The sequence below is a fragment of the Streptomyces sp. NPDC001787 genome (genome assembly GCF_040297465.1).
Lineage (GTDB): Bacteria > Actinomycetota > Actinomycetes > Streptomycetales > Streptomycetaceae > Streptomyces.
In genome coordinates, this window is sequence record NZ_JBEOZE010000044.1 from 50564 (window position 1) to 69514 (window position 18951).

Sequence of the window (18951 nt, forward strand, 5' to 3'; positions counted from 1 at the left end):
GATGGAACCTCCTCGGATCCCGCCATGGGCCCAGGCCGAACCGGAACGGGAACGGCTCTACGCACTGACCGGCGGACGGACCGAGCCGAAGTACCCGCTGCGTCTGGAGACTCTGCTGACGGCGACGGACACGCGCTCGGACGGCTGGAACATGGCGCCCGAAGCATCGGAGGCGCTCCGGCTGTGCCGCGAGGAGGTGCGGCCCGTGGCGGAGATCGCCGGTCTCCTCGCCAGGCCCGTCCACATCACGAAGATCATCCTGTCCGACCTCATCGACTCCGGACATCTGGCCCTGCCCGCCGCAGGGGCCGCCGGAGACCACGACCATTTGCTGGAGCGCTGCCTTGTCGGCCTGCATACCTACTTCGCCGATGCGTCCTGAACCGGCCGCTGCGGCCCCGCCGGTGATCAAGCTGATGATCGCGGGCGGTTTCGGAGCGGGGAAGACGACCATGGTCGGGGCGGTGAGCGAGTTCTCCCCGCTCATGGCGGAGGAGCGGCTCACCGTCATCAGCAACGGGACGGACAGCCTGGAGGGCGTGGCGGCGAAGACGACGACCACGGTGGCGTTCGACGTCGGCAGGATCACCCTGCGCTCGCCCCAGATGATCCTTATGCTCTTCGGCACGCCCGGGCAGGAGAGGTTCTGGTTCCTCTGGGACGACCTGACGGTGGGCACGAGCGGCGCTGTCGTCCTGGCCGACACCCGGCGTCTCGCCGACAGCTACGCCGCGCTCGACCACTTCGACAGGCACGGTGTGCCGTTCGTCGTTGCCGTGAACGAGTTCGCGGACGCCCCCTTCCGCTACACACCGCAGGAAGTCGGCGACGCCCTGGGGCTCGACGGTTCAGTGCCGGTCCTGCTCTGCGACGCCCGGGACCGCCGGTCCGTCGCCGACGTCCTCAAGACGCTGGTCGGTCACGCGCTGGCACATCACAGGTCCGGCCCGCCCACTGCCTTCCGGAGAGAGCGAGGAGATCGCACATGAGGTTCGACAGGAGGTCGGGGCTCCGTCTGCCCCTGGTGGACACGGACCTCGAACGCAGGCGCGCGCGGCTGCGCGAGCTCGGAATCGGCACACGCCCCGACGAGGAGTTCGACCGGTTCGCGGCGGCACTCGCGCAGGCCGCCGGCGCTCCCTACGCGATGGTCAACTTCATTACGGGGCAGCAGTACTTCGCCGGTCTCTACAGCACTTCCGACCCGCAGTACCACCGCGTGTCGGAGCGGACGATGGCGCTGGACCACGGCTGGTGCCCCGACGTTCTCCATCGCACCATGCCGCTGACGCTGCCGGATGTGATGGCCTCGGCCCACTTCGCGAGCAATCCGGTCGTCGACAAGCTCGGAATCCGTACCTACGTGGGCGCCCCGCTCCTCGACCCCGAAAGCGGAACGACGCTGGGCACGGTGTGCTTCATCTCTCCGGAACCCCGCGACCGCTCCGAGGGCGATGCCCTGTACGCCCTCATCACGGCCCACCGCGACGCGCTGATGAACAGCATTCTCCGGCGGCCCCGTCTGTCGCCCTGAGCGGCCGCGAGAGCCGCCGACCGTCTGTGACCGCCATGAGGAAAGGGGAAAGAATGTCCAGCACACACTTGACGCCGGAGCACGAGCTCCTGCGGGACACCGTCCGCGCATTCGCGGCCCTTGAGGTCGCCCCTCGCGTCACGGCAATGGAGAGTGCCGCGTCCGTGGAGCGTGACCTCACCGGGCTCCTCGCCCGGCAGGGGTGGCTCGGTGCCACGATCTCCCCCGAGTACGGCGGCATGGGTGCCGGGCACCTCGCCAAGACCGTCATCATCTCCGAGATCTCACGGGTCAGCGGAGCGATGGGCGCCGCTCTGCAGGCATCCATGCTCGGCGCCGCGAAGATCATCCATTTCGGCAGCGCCCGTCAGAAGGAGACCTGGCTGCCGCAGGTCGCTGCCGGGTCCTGCCTGCCCACCATCGCGGTGACCGAACAAGGCGCCGGCAGCCACATCCTCGCCATCGCCTCCACCGGCCGGCGGTACGGACGGTCCGGATACGTCCTCGACGGCCGCAAGGTCTATGTCGGCAACAGCCACGTGGCCGGGGTCCACGGCGTCGTCGTCCGGACGGGAGAAGGCGACCGCGGCCTGACGGCCTTCCTCGTCGAAGCCGACCGGCCCGGCCTCACCCTCACCCCGCACCGCCCGGCGTTCGGCCTGCACGGCTTCAGCTTCGGCGAGATCACCCTCGACAACTGCCGGATACCGGAGGCCAACCGCATCGGCGAAGAAGGCGACGGCCATGACATCGCCCAGTCCTCCAGCATCCTGTACGGGCGGCCCAACCTGGCCGCGGTCGCGCTCGGGCTGCACCGGGAAATCGTGTCCACGACCGTCCGGTTCGCCGCCGAACGTCAGCGCTACGGCCGGCCGCTCTCCAGCCTGGCCACTGTCCGGGACAAGATCGGGCTCATGCACGCCGGACTCCTGACGGCCGAGCTCCTCGCCCACGACGCGGTACGTCTGCTGGACGAGGGCCGGGGCGACGACGGCATGCTGATGAACTCCAAGCTCGTCAACGTCTCCTCCGCCATCGACGCCGCCCGGACGGCCATGGAGATCCACGGTGCGGCCTGCCTGGAGCAGGACCACCCGCTGGGACGTTTCATGCGCGACGCCCTGTGCCTGTACCCGCCCGCCGGAACCGGTGACATCCAGGTCCTGCGCCTGGCGCAGGCGGCGCTGGGCACCGGGGGCCCTCAGTGGTCGCGCCGTCTCGCACACCTCACCCACCTGCCCGCGCAGCGGGACACATCCGGTGCGGTCCGGGAGGACGCGCGCCGACGGCGCCCGGACACGGACGCCGGCTTCCTCGCCCACCGCCCCTCACCCTCGGAGTGACCGTGTCCCTTCTCCCCTTTCCGATCCGCAGGCCGGCGGCCCCGGATCCGGATGTCGCGCAGACAGAGGCGTTGCTGAAGCAGGACCTCGGCGTGCTCCAGAGGCTGCCCCTCCGGCGTGCACGGGTACCGATGGCCATCGAGAGAATCTGCAACGCCGTCTACGCGACGAGCGGGCCGTGGCTCAACCTGGCACGTTCCCGGCATGACCTCACCGACTCCGGTGCGGACCGGGCGCGCTGGGTGGCATGGATCACGGCTCTGACGCCGCCCGAACGCTCCGTCAACCCTGACTACACCCATATGTGCGTGCTGGTGGGCCAGGCCAAGGACATGCTGGTGGCACTCCTGCAGACACTGCCGCCCTGCCCGTCCGTCGTCTCGGTGGCCGCCGGAATCGAACGGCGGATCCGCCGTGACGAGCTGACTCCGGGCACCCGTATCCGCCGGCCCGCGCTGGCGAAGGAACTCCGGGTGCCCGAGGGGCACGTCGACCTGGCGCTCGCGGACCTGGCCGCGCGAGGACTGGTGGAAATCCGTGCCAGCGGCCATGCGGTCGTCACCACCATGGAGAGGGCTTCGTGAGCGCGTCGCGCACCGCATCGTCCCGGACGCTCCTGCCGGACCTGGAGCGGCGCGTCCTCGCGCTGCTCGCCGAGGGCCACGGGGCCCAGGAGACCGCCGACCTGCTCGGGCTGGCCAGCACCCAGCATGTCCAGTACCGGGTCCACCGCATCATTGCGTACCTCGGGCTGGAGGCCGCGACCCGGCCGCAGCTCGTCGACCGTGCCTACACCCTCGGCGCCCTGCCGGCCCCCGATCCCCTCCAGCCCATCGTGCTGAAGGCCGAGCAGGACTATGTGGTCCGGATGGTCGCCGCGGACGGCACGAGGGGGAAGATCGCCCAGGAAGGCGGGCTGACCCCGTCCCAGGCCGCCTATCTCTCGCGGAAGGCCCAGGCGGCACTGGGTGCCGCGACGCTTCCCGCCCTGGTCCGCCGGGCCTGGGAGCGCCAGGTGCTCGGCTCCACCGCGTTCGCCTCCGACGTGGCGCGGATGCGCGCCCAGCGGCCGGCCGAGCCGGAGTTCGGGGGCCACGTGATCGTGCCGCTGGCCAGCGGCCACGGGCTGGCGCTGCCGGCCCGGCGGTTCCACCCCGGCCGGTACCTCGACGTGGACACCGAGGCCGAAGCCGCTGCCGCCGCACGGTTCCTCTCCTGCCGTGAGGGCTACACCCCGCTCCGCGTCACGCCTCCCGAGCGCGCGGGCGGCCCGTTCCGGGTGAGTTGGGGACGGCCGGAGGCACTGCCCCGGCCCCGGCAGGACCTCCATCTCGGCCAGCTCAGGCATCCGCCGCCCTACCGGAGCCGACCCGCCTGACGGGATCACCGTCCTCACCCTGCCCACCGCAACTTGTCCTGCCGCACGAGGGATCAGCATGTGCCATCACCAACCCGCCTGCCCCGCCTCCGAGTCTCCCGGCCGCGGCGCGGCCCGCCTGACCGCGAAGGGGGCCGCCGCGTGACCTCCGTGAGCATCCTGGGACGCCGAGACGGGTCCAGCAGTGACTTTTACCGCACCGCCACATCGGCCCGTATGACTGAGTACATGCTCGGCGGCTCCGAATTCTACGAAGCCGACCGCAGGGCCGCCTACGCCGTCTGCCAGAGGGCGGAGTGGATCAAGAAGGCTGCTCTGATCAACCTTGATTTCGCTCACCGGTCGCTCAGGTGGTCCCTCGCTCGTGGGGTGCGTCAGGTCCTCGACCTGGGCTGCGGCTACCCCGGGCGGGTCTACCTGCACGAGATCACCAAGACGGCTCAGACCGGCGATCCGGTTGTCTACGTGGACAGTGATCCCGGGGTGTACGGGCACGCGAGAACGGAGCTGGACGAAGACGGGGTCACCGTCGTCCATGCCGATCTCACGGCTATGGACCAACTCCTGACCTGCGAGGCCGTGCGCGGGGCGTTCGACTTGAGCGCGCCGGTCGCGGTGCTCGCGCACGACGTGCTGCCGTGGTGCCCGGATGACCCGGCTGTGTACCGGGCGATGGCCATCCTCCGCGAGTGGATGCCGGCCCGCAGCACTCTGTCCATCACTCACCTCACCGATTTCTGGCACGACCGCGCCACGATGGCCGGCGTTGAGGGCGCCTACGGCAGCCACGGTTTGCGCATTCGCGCCCGTTCCCATGACGAGATCTCGTATCTGTTCGGCGACTTCGTCCAGCAGGGGCAGGGGCTGTCAGCCACCGGTCGGTGGCACGAGCAAGGGGCCTACATCCGCCATCCGGAATGGCACTCCGGCGCATTGGCCGGTATTGCCGTCAAACAAGAGGCCGCCGCTACGGGACCGGCACAGCTGAGGACGGGCACGTGAGCACTCAGCCCTCCCCCGCCCCGGACGACATCCACGCGATGTGCCGCGGCGCCCGCCCCGCAACGGCGGCGGAGATGCCCTCCCGCCGCTGACCCGGCCGGTCGCCACGCCGACGCGCCCACGGGCCGGGCGCACCAGGACTTCCGCAGCGCTCCTCACTTCAATCTGCGCACAGCGCACCCGAAATGGATAGAAATGCGCAATCCCTTACCGAAGGCGGGTCAGGCACCCGCGCCGCGCGTGCCCACCGCCGGGACCACGCCCCAGGCCGCCGGCCGTGTCTTCGCCGGCTCCTCCGGCCCTGCCGCGCCGACGGCCGGGCATACGGGCGGCCTCGGCTCCGAGCGGCTGCCCGGCCGGCCCTTCGACTCGGCCCAGCTCCTGCTGAGCGACTCCCTTCGCCGCACATCGGGTGCGGCCCCCGGGGCCCTGATCGTCGGGGTGCATCTGCACGAACTGCGGGTCCTGCTCGGCCGGACCGTTCAGGACGCGGCGCGGCTCGCCGGGTGCCGGCCGGCCGATGTCGAGGCCCTGGAGGCAGGTAAGCCTTCCGTGGGGGCCGCCTTCGGCGTGCTCTCCGAGCTTCTTGCGAGTTACAGGGCTCCGGCCGTCACGGACGAGGAGCGCCGGGAGCTGCTGTTCTCCCCGGGCCGTGCCGTTGACAGTGCGGCCGGGCAGGGGGGCCGGCTGTCCGCCCTGGAATGCGGTGCCCTCTCCCGCAGTTCGCACCCCCGCAGCCTCCCTCTGCCGCTCCGCACGGACGAGCTGGTCGCCCTGGACGCCGCGTCCGGGGGCGGCCGGTACATCGCTGCCCCGTGGAGGAAGGCGTGGGAGAGAGCGCGCCGGGAGCGGCGCACCGTGCCGGTGACGTTCCTGGGCGAGGACGTACTGACGCACGACCCCCATGGCCGGCCCGACGTGATTGCCCGCCAGTTCTCCCATCTGTGGGATCTCGTCGAGGACGGCTGGGCCGACATCCGCATCGTCCCGCGCACTGCTGCGGGACAGATCCCGGGTGTGGTGCACGAGATCATGGCGCTCCAGGGCGTGGTGTACGGGGTGGAGGACACGTCTGCGGTGACCTACCACTCCTCGGACACCCTGGACGGTGCGAGGCTGGCGGCCCAGCTGCAGGCCATGGGGACAGTGGCGCTCAAGCCGGTCGAAAGCCACGGCCGGCTGGCCGAGGCCCGCACCGGGTTCCTGCTGCGGCACTCCGGCGGGAGCGCGGCATGACCGGCCCATGGCCGGGCACCGGTGCGGCCGTACCGTGGCCGGGGCAGGACGTCCTCGGCCTGTACCTGCGATGCCTGCGCGAGAGGGCCGGGCTGTGTCTGCAGGACGTGTCCGGCCGGTACGGCATGTCCGTGCCCGTCCTGAGGTGGATCGAGCGCGGCACGGTCCTGCCGAACTGGGCGAAGACCGAACGGATGCTCCGCGAGCAGTACCAGGTGCCCGCGGGCGGTTCGCCCGTGTTCGAGGCGGCGAAGGCTCTCGTCGCGGCGCAGGACCCCACGGCGCTCGACGATCTTCCCGGATGGTACGACCGGCTCGCGGCGGTGGAGCACCAGACGATTCCGGGACGGTCGTTCCACTTCCGGCTCCCTCCGCCGCCGCTGTGCACACCGCGCTACGCACAGGCCGTGCGGCCCCTGCGGGAGTGGCGCCTCGCCGAGGAGCCCGCACCCACCATCCCGCGCCCGGACTCCGCCGGCGTGCCGATGGGCACCGTCGTGCTCGACTACACGATTCTTCGTCGGCCCCACGGCGGGCACGCCGTGTTCGCCGAGCAGCTCCGGGCGCTGATGCGGGCCGTCGATGAGCACCGGGCCGATCTGCGCGTCCTTGCTCCCGACGCCGATTTCGCGGCCTGGAAGTGCAGCAACAGTCTCAGCGAGCGGCTCCTGCCCAGCGGAAGGCGCCTGTACGTCCATGAGGACTGGGGCGTGTCCTACACCAGTGGGCTGCACGGCGAATCCCGGCAGGGCGAACTCCTGACGCAGGCCGTCGAGAAGGCCGAGTCGGGTCCCGACTCCTACGCGCTGCTGGCCCGGGCGGCACACACCGCGGCGGAGAGAGCACGGCATCCGCCCGGACACGGATCCGCAGCATCGACAGCGACGTCATGACACGAACGGAATGAACGTGGTCCAGCCATACCAGCCGCCGACGGCGGTGCCTTCCCCGGACGGGCTGCCCGCACCCCGCACCGAAGACCCTCACGTGCCCCACATCGCCCTGCACGGGGACGAATCCCTCTACACGGGGCCGTTCGCCCTGCGTGACGGGTGGATCGCCTACCCGGATGGCCGGCCCGACAACGTGAGTGGCCGCCCGGATGTCTGGCTCGACGACGTGAGTGGCCAGGGTGTCCTGGTGCTGCGCACCGTCGGCACCGCCACGGGGCCGGTGAGAGCGGCGGACATCAGCCCCCATCGTCAGTTCGCGTGCATGAGCGGTCTGCTGTGCCAGGGCTGCGGCAGGCCGTCGACGACGGATCCGGAATCGGACGCGTGGCTGTGGGTCCTGCCCGTCACTCAGGGCGGCAGGCCGGTCATCCCGTCCGGTCTGCTTACGGAGAGCCCGCCGGTCTGTGCCGACTGCGTGCACGACCACATTCCGCGCTGTCCCGTGCTCAAGCACGGCCGGCAGCTGCTGTGGGTGAGCGAGGCCCCGGTCGTGGGGGTGATGGCGACAGTGAACCCGCCGCCCGCGCTGAGCAGCCGGGGACTGGGACCGCGGTTCCTGCCCCTGCCGGCCGACGACGCGGACGAGTCCGCGCGCGCGGCCTGGGACTGCGCCGTGGCACACAGCCTCGTACGGCAGATCCTCGCCTACCGGGTCGCCGATCCGGACGAGGTCGCCGAGCTGCGCAGCGGCCCGGACGCGCTGGACAGGGTCTGTCCCTTCTCCGGGCCGGGCCATGCCGTCACCACTGCGGGGGAGGCCCGGTGATCGGGCACGTCCGGCCCGCTGCCGGCCCTCCCGCCGCCCGCGGCGGCGGACGGCCCCCCGACCCGGTGCGGCTGACTTCCCGTGAGGAGCTGGTACTGGAGCTGCTCGCGAAGGGGATGACCCGCCGCGGCGTGGCAGTGGAACTCCAGGCCACCGAAGCGTCCGTGGGCCGGCACATCGTGCGTCTGCGGCGGAAACTGGGCGTGCGGTCCACGTCCGTGCGCTCTCTGCTGTGTGCCGCGTACACGCAGAAGGTACGCGCGGTGCCGGTGGTGCCGGTCCGGTCGCGGGCAAGGCCGAAGGATGAGCCGCACCTGGTGGACGTGTGGCGGCTTCTGGGTGCCGACGTCGAGGACCATGAACTGGTCCCGCACATCGCTGATGAGGTGGGGCTCCCTGCCGAAGCCGTCGACCTGCTGCTGAGGAAACTGCGAGGATGCCTGTCGCCCAACTGGGCCGAGGCCGTCCATCGTGGATTCGGCTACGGCTACCTTCCGGCCCCGCCCCGGCCGGCCCTCCCCCCGGCGCGGAAGGCGGCCCCGCGGTGGCAGGACCCGATCCGTACCGCGACAAACTTCCCGGCGGCAGCCACCGGCGCCGACGACCCGCTGGGGCTGTTGCCGCACCCCGCCGCTGACCCGGTCCGGGACGGGCTGCACCACCTCACCGACTCCTCGGGGACATGCGTCACCAACAAGCACGCCCAGGCCGTGCACCTCGTCCCGGGCGTCTGCCGCACGGTCCTGCGCAGCGTGCCCGAAGAGCGGTGGGGGCCCGTCCTGGGGGACGTCCAGGGGCAGTGCGCGGTGCTGTTCCTGCGGCCCGACGCGGTGCAGGGCCGGTGGAAGGGCACCGGTGCCCGTCTCGTCCGTGGCGGGTACGTCTACCGGCTCCCGCCGGCCGGGGGCAGGAGGGACGGGCGGTACTGGGCCGTCGCCCCGGCGGCCCGGTTCTGGGACGCGCGGGAGCTGCTGTACGCGGTCGGCGGGGACCACGCGCTCTCCCTGTCCGACCTCGCGCCGGTAGCGGCGGCGGGCACGAATCTGCTGTCGTCCGGGAGGCGGACATGACCGCCGCGGCGCAGCTCACCGAGCAGGAGTGTGCCGTGCTGACCCGCCTGCTCCTCAGCGACACCGTCACCGAGGCCGCGGCCGCGCTCGGGATCCCGAAGTTCGCCGCGACGGACATCCTCGACCGCGCGAAGAACCGGGCGGGCGTGTCGGGGGTGCGCCCGCTGCTGTTCCGGGCGCTCGCGAGCGGGCAGGTGACACCGCCGCCCTGGCCCCTGCCCCCGCTGGCAACGGATGATCCGGTGACGCGGCTCGCCTGGGGAGCCGTACGGTTCAATGTCCCCGCCTCGGGCATGCCCGGGCTGCTGGCCGGGATGGCCGCCGCTGAATCACTGCCCGTCGACGCGCTCGTGGCCGCCCTGGACCACCTGCGGGCCTCCACCTGCCGCTCCGACTGCTCGCTGCTCGGTGCCGCGTTCACCGCCGGAGTGCTCACCGGCCGGGAACGGGCGCACCCGCCCGCGGCGGCGCCCCGTCTCCTGCGCCCGCGCTGGCTGCCCAACCGCACCCAGACCGGCATCCTGTGCGGGCTGGCCGGAGGCACCCCGCCCGAACTGCTCGGCAAACACATGGACATGGACCCCGCACAAGTAGAGGAGCAACTCGCCCATTGCCGGGCCGGGCTGGGTGTGTCCTCGACGTCACCGCGCGCTCTCCTCTACGCGGTCTACGTCCACGAGGCGCTCCCCGCACCGCGCATGCCTCCCCGTCCCCCGCAGCTCAGCCGGGAACAGCTCGCCGTATGGATGAGCATGCGCCTGGACTGCGAGGACACCGACCTCGCACGGCGCATCGGGGAACAGCTCGGGCAGCCGGTGCGCGCCGTGACCGCCCATCTTCTTGCCCTGAGGCAGGAGGCGGCGTGGAGCGACTGCTACCTGATCGCGTGGGCCTTCGGCACCGGCCTGCTGCAGCCGGGCGACGAACTGCCCGCGATTCCCCACCCCGGCCGCCGAACAGGAGCTGTCCGATGACCCCGTCCGCCATCCGGCTCGTGGCCGGAGCCTTGCTGCTCGCACATCGACACCCGCCCTCACGCGGGCCGGTGCCCATCCCCTCCAGGACACGCTGCCGCCACGCGGGCATCTCCCGCACCCGGGCAGGCAGCCCATCTCCGCTGTTCCCTCCCCTCACGGAAACCGGACCTCGTATGACCACCACCTTCGCCGAAGGAGACCCGGACCAGATCGCCGGACTGGCCGCCGTGCGCGGCGGGCTCTCACAGACGGCCCGACGCAGCGTCCGAGGAGTCCGGCTATGACAGAGCGCCAGCCTCATCCGGCCGCCCTGGTCGTGGGCGCGGTCCTGCGTGATGCCCGCGAGCGGCGCCTCGTCCTGCCCGAGGAGTCGGCCGCCCTGCTCGGCGTGCTCACGGAGACGCTGTTCGCGATCGAGACGGGCCACCGTGCGATCGGCGCCCGCGACATCACCCGCCTGTGCCTCCTCTACCGGACGCCGGAGGATGCCCCCGCTCTGCAGAAGATGGCGGCCGTCCTTCCCCCGCTGCCCACCGGCAGCGAACGGCCGTTGGGGACGGCCGAGTTGCTGCCTGGGCCCGTGTCCGACACCCTGCCCGGACACGGACAGCGCCTCGCCGCGGTCTGCCGCCAGGCGACCCGGCTGTACATGGTGACCACGTGGGAGGTGCAGCCGCAGCTCCAGACCGCCGAGTACGCCCGGGCGATGCACCAACCGCCGGCCGCTCTGCCCGGCTACCCCCTGCCCGGACCGGCAGAGGCGATGTACGCGCTCGACGAGAGCGTCATCACCCGCGCGAGCGACAGCGCGGGGGTCATGGCCCGGCAGATCGCCCACCTGCAACGCCTCAGGGCTCAGGGCGTCGACATCCGTGTCCTGCCCGGTCTCTTCCCTCCGGGGGCGATGGCCGAGCTTGCCCTGCCCGGCGGGACTCTCCTCATCGACCGGTGGCACGCCCCCGACTACCTGCGGCCCGGGGCACGCCAACTGCCCCGCAGCCTTGCCGGGCCCACCGTGACCGGGACCGACACGGACCGCCGCCTGGCATGCGCCCTCGACCACTACCAGCGGGCCGCCGCGGCACAGAGTGAGTCCTGATGCTGAGAGTCCTGTACATCCTCCTGGTCCTGGGCTCCGTCATCGCCGCGGCAACCGTCCCACGCCAGGGCTGAAGCCCGCCCGGCCATGACTCGTGGCCTCACCGCCTTCATCCGCCCCGAACACCTGCACCTCTCTGAATGCGACGCCCTCATGACCACCGACCACACCGCCCCCTCCGAGGCCGGAAGCTACCCGCCGAAGCAACTCCTGGCCGCCCGGCGCGGGATGGCAACCGCGGCAACCATCGCGCCGGAAACACTGCTCACCCCCGCCGAGATGCAGGACCGCTGCGCCACGCTCGGGGTCGTACTGGACCCTGCAGTCGCGCTGGCGCGCGAACGGCTCACCCACGCCGCGGGGTCACCGGCCGACACCGCCCGGTGGGCGTCCCTGCTCCATGGTGTCGCGGAGGACCAGTCCGCCGCCGCGTGCGGCGACCCCGCAGCGTTACCCGTCCTCGCCGCACGCGGCCACGCACTGCTCGGCGCACTGTTGGACACCCAACCGCCCTGGCCGGGTATCCCCGCCATCGCTGCCGCCATCCGGGCGCGGATCACGGCCTACTCCTACTTCCCCGGCCGTCTGCTTGTCCTTCAACGGCTCGCCGGTGACGCAGGATGCAGCCGGTCCGATGTGAAGCTCGCCCTGGAGGATCTCTCGGCCGAGAACATCGTCGCCCGGTCGGACACGGGCTTCTGGTACGCGCGGGACACCCGGCCGGCCGGTCACCTCACCGAGCGGGCCGCTGACCTTCTGGCACGGGTCATCACCGCAGGCGCGTACCCGCCGGAAACTGTTCTCTCCCGCACGAAACTGCGCGATCTTCTCCTCGTCGACACCGGCACGGTCCACGACGCCCTCGGCCTGCTCACCGGCCGCAGCCTCGTACATCTTGCCCAGAACCGATACACCGTGCTCCCGTTGGCGAGCAGCACGCACACCGCCGGCTGCTGGCCGTTGGCGGATGCCGAACTGCTCGGCAGGCTGCCCCCGCCACGCGAGACGGGCGCGGAACACAGCCTGGCGGTGATCCGTAGAACGCAGCAGAACGCCGTAAGGCGTTACCGGGACGGCGATGTTCTTCCTGCGGCAGCCATGTCGGTTCAGGAGGAGCGCCAGGGCGAGGTCCTGCGACGTCTCCTCATGTCCGCCCACAACCAGATCCGTTACCAGGACCACCTGGATACACGCCTCCAGTCCTGCGCCGCCTGGGTCCTGGCCTGCACGGCCATGCCCTCACCCGCAGACCCCGAACACAGGCTCTGGTCGTTCGCAGTCACATCGGTCGCTGTGGCCGGCCTTGGCATCGCTCTGAGAACATCCCAGCCGGCCCACCGGAGGCCATGGTGAGAACTACCGGTTCACCCACTGAACGCATCCGCGTGGCCGTCGAGGCCCGGAGTGATCCGATCTCCCTGGCCGGGATAACCGACCAGCTGAGGCAGTGCGCGTCCGTACAGCTGACCGGTCTCACACCGGACACCGACACGCCACCACCACAGATCGCGGTCGTGCTCGCCACCACCATCGACGAGGAACTGCTGGTCACCCTCCGCCGGATCAAAAGAACCAGCGAGGCCCGCAGCATCCTGATCATCAGCGACATCGACGCCCAGACGCTGGTGTCCGCGGTCACCGTCGGAGTCGTCTCCGTCATCCTGCGCAGCGAGGCAACCACCGGCCACCTCGAACAGGTGATCACCGAGTCCGCCAAGGACGGCGCACATCTCCCGGCGCAGCTGCTCAACGACCTCCTCGCCGAGGTCGGCCGGCTGCAGGGCGAAGTGCTCGGGCCGCGCGGCCTGCACTTCACTGGGCTCGCTTCCCGGGAGCCCGCCCCGGCCGGCCGCGCCCGGCCCCGCACCCACGACGGGACGACCGCCATCACCCCCACCCCGGCTCCCCACGCACCGACCTGCCCCTCCCCCTGCCGGAAGCCCGGGGGCCGGACATGACAGACAGCACGCCGCACCACGCCGCAACGGTCCTGGGCGCGATCCTGCGCGACGCGCGCCGACGACGATTCATGCTCCGCGAGGAGCCGGCCGCTCTCCTCGGCGTGAGCCCTGACACCGTTCGCGCCATCGAGGACGGCACCCACCGCGTCGCCCCCGCCACCATCGCGACACTGGCCGACCTCTACCGGTTCGGACACGCATGGGCCCTGCAACGCCTCCTGGCGTTCCACACCGCAGACGACACAGAGGTCCGGGACGACGAACCGGGCCACGCACACCGTCTCGCAGCCTGTGCGCGCCAGGCCGGCAGCGTGCGGTGGCTGTCGACACTGCTGCTCCCGCCTCCCGTGCAGACCCCCCACTACGCGCAGGCCGTCGCCGAGCACTCCACCCAGCTCCCCGGCGCCCCGCTGCCCCCGCCCGCCGACACCGTCTACATCCTGGACTCACGCGTGATCGACCGCGGCAGCGGCACACCCGCCGTCATGGCCGAGCAACTGCACCATCTGCTGCACCTGGTGGACAGCGGCACCGAGATCCGGATCGTGCCGGCCGACCACCCGGTTCCGCAGCCTCCCGGCCACCTCGTGGAGATGACCCTCCCCACCGGACGCGTCCTGGCCCGGCCGGGTCCCGACTGGGTCGACTACCACCGGCCCGGCACCTGGTCGGCCCGGATCGACGACGCCTTCCACACCACCGATCCGCCGTCCTCCCTCGCCCTGCTCGAACAGGCTGCCCGGCAACACACCTGGGCCGCTCAGCCCGCCCACGGGCGGCCACAGTGATGTCCGGTACCCCCACCCGCACCCAAGTCCTCGCCCACGGGGGGCGACCGCACGTGCTGGCGCTCTGATCACAGCCGCCGCGACTGTCCCCACCCTCCTACGAGAGCCACAAATTCCCATGACATCCGCCACACAGCCCCAGCCCACCTACCTGGACGCCGCCGACGAGATCCTCGCCCGGATCGCCGACGGCCTCTATACACCGGGCACCCGCCTCACCCTCACGAGCCTGACCGGCTGCACGGACCACGCCGCCTCCGACCTGCGCCTGGCCCTGGACCATCTGGCCGGAACGGACGCCATCGACGCGGTCAAAGAACGCTGGTACGTCCCGGACGACCGCCCGGACGGATATACCGCCCACCGCGCCGCACAGCTGCTCGGCGCCATGATCGGCCAGGGCGCCTACCCACCCGGCACGCGTACGCCCTTGCGAGATGAACTCGCACGGATCCTCCTCACCACACCGGCCGATGTGAACCGAGCTCTGGGCCTGCTCGCCGACCAGGGCATCCTGCACTTCACCGACCGCACCCTTCCCCGCGTCGCGCAGCCGCCGGGCGGCCTTCCCGCCGAGCAATGGCCTCAGCGGCTGCTGGCGACCGCCCGCGAGGACCCGGCGCGGCAGCGGCTGAGCGCACCCTTCAGCAGGCCGGACATCCAGGCCACCCGGGATGCCGCCCTCCAACGGTGGAGATACGGCGCCTGCCTGCCCGCACGGGACATGACCCGGCAGGAGACCCTGCAACACGACGTCCTGGCACGCGTCGCCCGCAAGGCCTACGACCGGGCAGACCAGCAATCCCCGCACCAGGATTCCCGCCTGCGCGAGGCCGCCGCCCGTGCCACGGCCTGCCGGGACCTGCCCACCGTCGACGTACCACTGCACGAACGTCTGTACCGGTTCACGGTCCTGGCGATCGCGCTCACCGATCTCGCCAACGCACTCGCCACCCCCGCCCGGCAGGGCTCGTCCCTGCGCCGGTGACCGCACCGGGCGCACCCGCCCCGACCCTCCCCGTGCGCACCACACACCCAACGGAAGGATCCTGTTGAGCACGCCGATAGCCCAGCCCGCTGCCACCGCGCCCGGCGCGGGCCCGTCCGATGATCTCGTACGGGCAGTGCGCCGGTACCTGGAGAGCCGGAACTACAGACCGGGCTATGCCGTGCCGGCGGGCGTCATCGCCCTCCGCCTCCACGAGACGTCCGGTGATGTCCATCGCGCTCTGCAGCAGCTCGACGAGGCCGGTGTGGTTTCCCACCGGCCCGACGGGTCCCACGGTTCAGCCTTCTACGTAGTCGCCCGGCCGGTCCCGGTCCAGTCCGAAAGGAGCGCCCGTGTCCGATAGTTCTGTTCTGTGGCCGCACCAGCAGGCGGCTTCCGATGCCGCCGCGGAGGCGCTCGCACTCGGCGGGCGGGGAAGCGTGGTACTGCCCTGCGGCACGGGGAAGACGCGGGTCGCGGCGGACGTCCTGCGCCGGACATCCGGCCCGGAGGGGTCGGTGCTGTTCACCGCCCCGTACGTGCGCCTGCTGGACCAGACGCTGCGCGAGTGGGAGTCCTACCTCGGGCCACAGGCTCTGGGAACCGTCGTGGCGGTGTGCTCCGACCGGCGGCTGCTGGACGACCACCGCCGGCTGTTCGGCGACCGCGTGCACGTCACGACCGACGCCCAGCACCTGGCAGACATCCACCGCGAGTCGCCGCGCATCACCATCCTGTCGACCTACCACAGCCTGCCCGTCGTGGCACGCGCCCATGAACTCGGTCTGCCACCCGCCCAGTTCATCGCGGTCGACGAAGCGCACCGCACCACCGGGGCGGAGAACAAGTCCTGGGCCATCGTCCACGACGACAGCCGGATCCCCGGGGTCGCGCGCCTCTACCTGACGGCCACCCCCAAGGTCCTCCACGGCAGCACGCGAACGATCAGCATGGACGACACATCGGTGTTCGGCCCGCAGGCGTACCGTATGAGTTTCGGCGAGGCCAGACGCCTGGGCCTTCTCGCACCGTACGAGGCCGTCGTCTCCGTCATCACGGACGACGACGTCCACACAGCCACCGCACGCCGCCCCGGAGCCGGGCCCTTCCTGGACGCCGGCCCGCGGGCCGTGTCGCCCACGATGCTGGCCTCACAGCTCGCCCTGCTACGGACGGCCCGCGACCGCGGCCTCCGGAAAATCATCACGTTCCACACCCGGGTGGCCGACGCCCGGTGGTTCGCCACGACCCTCCCCGACGCCGCGGCCCTGCTGGACGGCGCCCCGTACCCGGTGCGCGCCGACTGGGTGCAGGCCAAACAGACCCCGGCCCAGTGGCACGCCGCCCACAGCCTGCTGAGGGACGACGGGGACTCACTCGCCGTCGTCGCCAACGCGCGCATGCTGGGCGAAGGCCTCGACATTCCCGCGGTCGACGGCGTGGCGTTCATGACCCCGCGGAGCTCGGCGATCGACATCGTCCAGGCCGTGGGCCGGGCGCTGCGGCTGGGAGGCCGCACGGACAAGGTCGCCTCGATCCTGATCCCCGTCCATCTCGCGTCCGGCGAGGACCCGCAGGCGGCACTGGCCTCGTCGGCGTTCGACGGGGTATGGCAGGTCGTGGCCGCGCTCGCGTCCCACGACGAGGACTTCGCCGGCAGGCTCCGCAGGCACCGCTACGACATGGGAGCCCAGCAGTACGCGGGCAGCGGCCAACTCCCCGACTGGCTCAGCCTGTCCGGTGTCCCCGTCCCTCCCGGCTTCGCGGACGCCGTCACCGTGCAGGCCGTACGGTCGCTGACCGACTCGTGGGAGGAGTTCCTCGGCGCCTGTTCCTGGTACCGGGACAAGCACGGGGACCTGAACATTCCGGACCGCTGCGTCACCCCGTCCGGATACCCGCTCGGCGCGCGCATCGTCCGCGAGCGGCGCAACCAGCGCGCCGGGGTCCTGCGCCCCGACCTCCTCGTCCCGACCGGCACCCTGATCGGGACCAGGGTGAAGGCACTGCGTCTGAAGCGGCGCGCAGGCCGTCTGGACTCCGGGACCGTCACCCGGCTGGATGCCATCGGCATGGTGTGGGAAATGGACCCCTTCTGGATGCAGTTCCTCGCGGACCTGCACGCCTTCAAGGCACGCTTCGGCCATCTGGACATCCCCCGAACCTGGGTGACCGACGGCAAGAACCCCCGCCGTCTCGGGGTACAGGTGTCCAACGTCCGCCAGCGGATCCCGGGCACACCCCCAGAGGTCGTGGCCGACCTGGACCGGATCGGGTTCATCCGCAACGCCGAGGAGCACCGCTATCAGCAGGCCCTCGCCGCCCTGCGGGCCTTCCACACCGAGCACGGCCACGTCAAGGTACCCGCCGCACTGCGCACCGCGCACCCACACGAGATCAGCGTCAGGACCTGGCTGCGCAACGCCCGACGCACGCACCAGGACGGCCGGCTCCCCCCGAACCGGGTCGCGGATCTGCGGTCCCTGGACGCCCTGCCCCCCGCACCGGACGCAGACCGGGGACAGCGTTGAGCCACAACCCGCTCCCCGTCCCCGCACCGTGTGCCAGTCCGGCTGACACAGACCAACACCCCACGCCCACGACGAATCAGGACACCATGAGCCGCCGCATCGAGGATTACGCACTCATCGGAGACATGCAGACCGCCGCCCTGGTCTGCCGGGACGGCACAGCGGACTGGCTGTGCCTACCCCGCTTCGATTCGCACGCCGTCTTCGCAGGACTGCTGGGCACCGAGGAGCACGGCTTCTGGCGTCTGGGACCTGCGCGGGCGGAGGGAGCCGAGCCGCCATCCGCGGACCGGCGCCGCTACCGCGGCGAATCCCTCATCGTGGAATCGGAGTGGGACACCCCGCGCGGCACCGTACGCGTGACCGATTTCATGCCGCCGCGTGACGGCGCACCGCAGCTCATCCGGATCGTGGAGGGCGTCAGCGGCCGGGTGCCGATGCGCTCGGAGCTGCGCATGCGGTTCAGCTACGGCCGGGTGACCCCCTGGGTCCACAAGGTCGACTCCCGTACCGTCGCGGTGGCGGGCCCGGATTCGGTCTGGCTGGACACCGAGGCCGATACGTACGGCAAGAACCTGACGACGTACTCCGACTTCACCGTGGCACCCGGGGACCGGATCACGTTCACGATCAGCTGGCAGCCCTCGCACCACCAGCCGCCCGCGCTTCCGGACCCCGAGGGGTCCCTGGAGGCGACCGAGCTGTTCTGGCGCGACTGGGTCGAACAGTGCACGTACCACGGGCCCTACCGCGAAGCCGTGGTCCGCTCACTGATCACCCTCAAGGCCCTCACCTACGCCCCGACCGGCGGGATCGTCGCCGCGCCCACCACGTCGCTCCCGGAGGAAATCGGCGGGTCCCGGAACTGGGACTACCGCTATACGTGGCTCAGGGACGCGGCGATCACCCTCTCCTCGCTGCTGCGCACCGGCTGCCGTGAAGAAGCACATGCGTGGATTGGCTGGCTGCTGCGCACAGTTGGGAATCCGGCGGCCCTGCAGATCATGTACGGGATCGCCGGGGAGCGGGAACTCAGCGAAAAGGAGCTGGACTGGCTGCCCGGCTACGAGAACTCCGGCCCGGTCCGGGTCGGCAACGGCGCGGCCAACCAGCTCCAGCTCGATGTCTACGGGGAGGTGGCCGAGTTCCTTCACCTCGCGCGGCAGGCGGGTCTGGATCTGAACAGTTCCTCGACCGCGTGGTGGCTGCGTCTCATCGGTCATCTGGAGGAGCACTGGTTCGAGCCCGACGAGGGCATCTGGGAGGTGCGCGGGCCGCGCCGGCACTTCGTGCACTCCAAGGTGATGGCGTGGGTCGCGGTCGAC

20 protein-coding genes are annotated in these 18951 nt (G+C 71.4%); all 20 read left to right on the forward strand.

Annotation, left to right across the window (positions count from 1 at the left end):
- Position 1 precedes the first annotated feature (1 nt).
- Positions 2 to 382, forward strand: a complete 381-nt coding sequence (locus tag ABT170_RS37165; protein ID WP_351875037.1) for a DUF742 domain-containing protein — start codon at positions 2 to 4, stop codon at positions 380 to 382.
- The gene (locus ABT170_RS37170) at positions 372 to 989 is read left to right on the forward strand and encodes a GTP-binding protein (protein WP_351875040.1); all 618 of its coding nucleotides are present in this window, start codon (positions 372 to 374) and stop codon (positions 987 to 989) included. The genes ABT170_RS37165 and ABT170_RS37170 overlap by 11 nt, the downstream gene beginning before the upstream one ends.
- Positions 986 to 1534, forward strand: coding sequence for a GAF domain-containing protein (locus tag ABT170_RS37175; RefSeq protein WP_351875043.1), 549 nt, complete (start codon positions 986 to 988; stop codon positions 1532 to 1534). Before ABT170_RS37170 ends, ABT170_RS37175 begins: the two co-directional genes overlap by 4 nt.
- Positions 1535 to 1587: 53 nt before the next feature.
- Entirely contained in the window at positions 1588 to 2877 is a 1290-nt protein-coding gene (locus tag ABT170_RS37180; protein ID WP_351875046.1) for an acyl-CoA dehydrogenase family protein, read from the forward strand.
- Between the two features lie 131 nt (positions 2878 to 3008).
- Entirely contained in the window at positions 3009 to 3461 is a 453-nt protein-coding gene (locus tag ABT170_RS37185) for a GntR family transcriptional regulator (protein WP_351875049.1), read from the forward strand.
- A complete protein-coding gene (locus ABT170_RS37190; RefSeq protein WP_351875052.1) occupies positions 3458 to 4255 on the forward strand; it encodes a helix-turn-helix domain-containing protein in 798 nt (265 codons plus the stop codon). Before ABT170_RS37185 ends, ABT170_RS37190 begins: the two co-directional genes overlap by 4 nt.
- Positions 4256 to 4405: 150 nt before the next feature.
- Positions 4406 to 5257 (forward strand): SAM-dependent methyltransferase, encoded by an 852-nt coding sequence (locus tag ABT170_RS37195; protein WP_351875100.1) that lies wholly within the window; start codon positions 4406 to 4408, stop codon positions 5255 to 5257.
- Positions 5258 to 5452: 195 nt separating this feature from the next.
- Positions 5453 to 6493, forward strand: coding sequence for a Scr1 family TA system antitoxin-like transcriptional regulator (locus ABT170_RS37200; RefSeq protein ID WP_351875055.1), 1041 nt, complete (start codon positions 5453 to 5455; stop codon positions 6491 to 6493).
- Positions 6490 to 7386, forward strand: a complete 897-nt coding sequence (locus ABT170_RS37205; protein ID WP_351875058.1) for a Scr1 family TA system antitoxin-like transcriptional regulator — start codon at positions 6490 to 6492, stop codon at positions 7384 to 7386. Before ABT170_RS37200 ends, ABT170_RS37205 begins: the two co-directional genes overlap by 4 nt.
- A gap of 94 nt (positions 7387 to 7480) precedes the next feature.
- Positions 7481 to 8212 carry a hypothetical protein gene (locus tag ABT170_RS37210; protein WP_351875061.1) on the forward strand — a complete coding sequence of 244 codons (732 nt, stop codon included), beginning with the start codon at positions 7481 to 7483 and terminating at the stop codon, positions 8210 to 8212.
- Positions 8209 to 9282: a helix-turn-helix domain-containing protein gene (locus tag ABT170_RS37215; protein ID WP_351875064.1), complete on the forward strand. Its 1074-nt coding sequence runs from the start codon at positions 8209 to 8211 to the stop codon at positions 9280 to 9282. Before ABT170_RS37210 ends, ABT170_RS37215 begins: the two co-directional genes overlap by 4 nt.
- Positions 9279 to 10256 carry a hypothetical protein gene (locus ABT170_RS37220; protein ID WP_351875067.1) on the forward strand — a complete coding sequence of 326 codons (978 nt, stop codon included), beginning with the start codon at positions 9279 to 9281 and terminating at the stop codon, positions 10254 to 10256. Before ABT170_RS37215 ends, ABT170_RS37220 begins: the two co-directional genes overlap by 4 nt.
- A gap of 283 nt (positions 10257 to 10539) precedes the next feature.
- Positions 10540 to 11358: a Scr1 family TA system antitoxin-like transcriptional regulator gene (locus ABT170_RS37225; protein ID WP_351875070.1), complete on the forward strand. Its 819-nt coding sequence runs from the start codon at positions 10540 to 10542 to the stop codon at positions 11356 to 11358.
- Between the two features lie 153 nt (positions 11359 to 11511).
- Positions 11512 to 12711: a hypothetical protein gene (locus ABT170_RS37230; RefSeq protein WP_351875073.1), complete on the forward strand. Its 1200-nt coding sequence runs from the start codon at positions 11512 to 11514 to the stop codon at positions 12709 to 12711.
- Between the two features lie 32 nt (positions 12712 to 12743).
- Complete coding sequence (locus ABT170_RS37235) at positions 12744 to 13316, forward strand: hypothetical protein (protein ID WP_351875076.1); 573 nt, start codon at positions 12744 to 12746, stop codon at positions 13314 to 13316.
- Positions 13313 to 14107, forward strand: coding sequence for a helix-turn-helix domain-containing protein (locus tag ABT170_RS37240; protein WP_351875079.1), 795 nt, complete (start codon positions 13313 to 13315; stop codon positions 14105 to 14107). The genes ABT170_RS37235 and ABT170_RS37240 overlap by 4 nt, the downstream gene beginning before the upstream one ends.
- 118 nt (positions 14108 to 14225) lie before the next feature.
- Positions 14226 to 15095, forward strand: a complete 870-nt coding sequence (locus ABT170_RS37245; protein ID WP_351875082.1) for a hypothetical protein — start codon at positions 14226 to 14228, stop codon at positions 15093 to 15095.
- A gap of 64 nt (positions 15096 to 15159) precedes the next feature.
- On the forward strand, positions 15160 to 15459 hold the full coding sequence (locus tag ABT170_RS37250; RefSeq protein ID WP_351875085.1) for a hypothetical protein: 300 nt from the start codon (positions 15160 to 15162) through the stop codon (positions 15457 to 15459).
- Positions 15449 to 17626 (forward strand): DEAD/DEAH box helicase, encoded by a 2178-nt coding sequence (locus ABT170_RS37255; protein ID WP_351875088.1) that lies wholly within the window; start codon positions 15449 to 15451, stop codon positions 17624 to 17626. The genes ABT170_RS37250 and ABT170_RS37255 overlap by 11 nt, the downstream gene beginning before the upstream one ends.
- A gap of 86 nt (positions 17627 to 17712) precedes the next feature.
- Positions 17713 to 18951: glycoside hydrolase family 15 protein (locus ABT170_RS37260; protein WP_351875091.1), on the forward strand; the 1239-nt coding region annotated here is incomplete at its 3' end.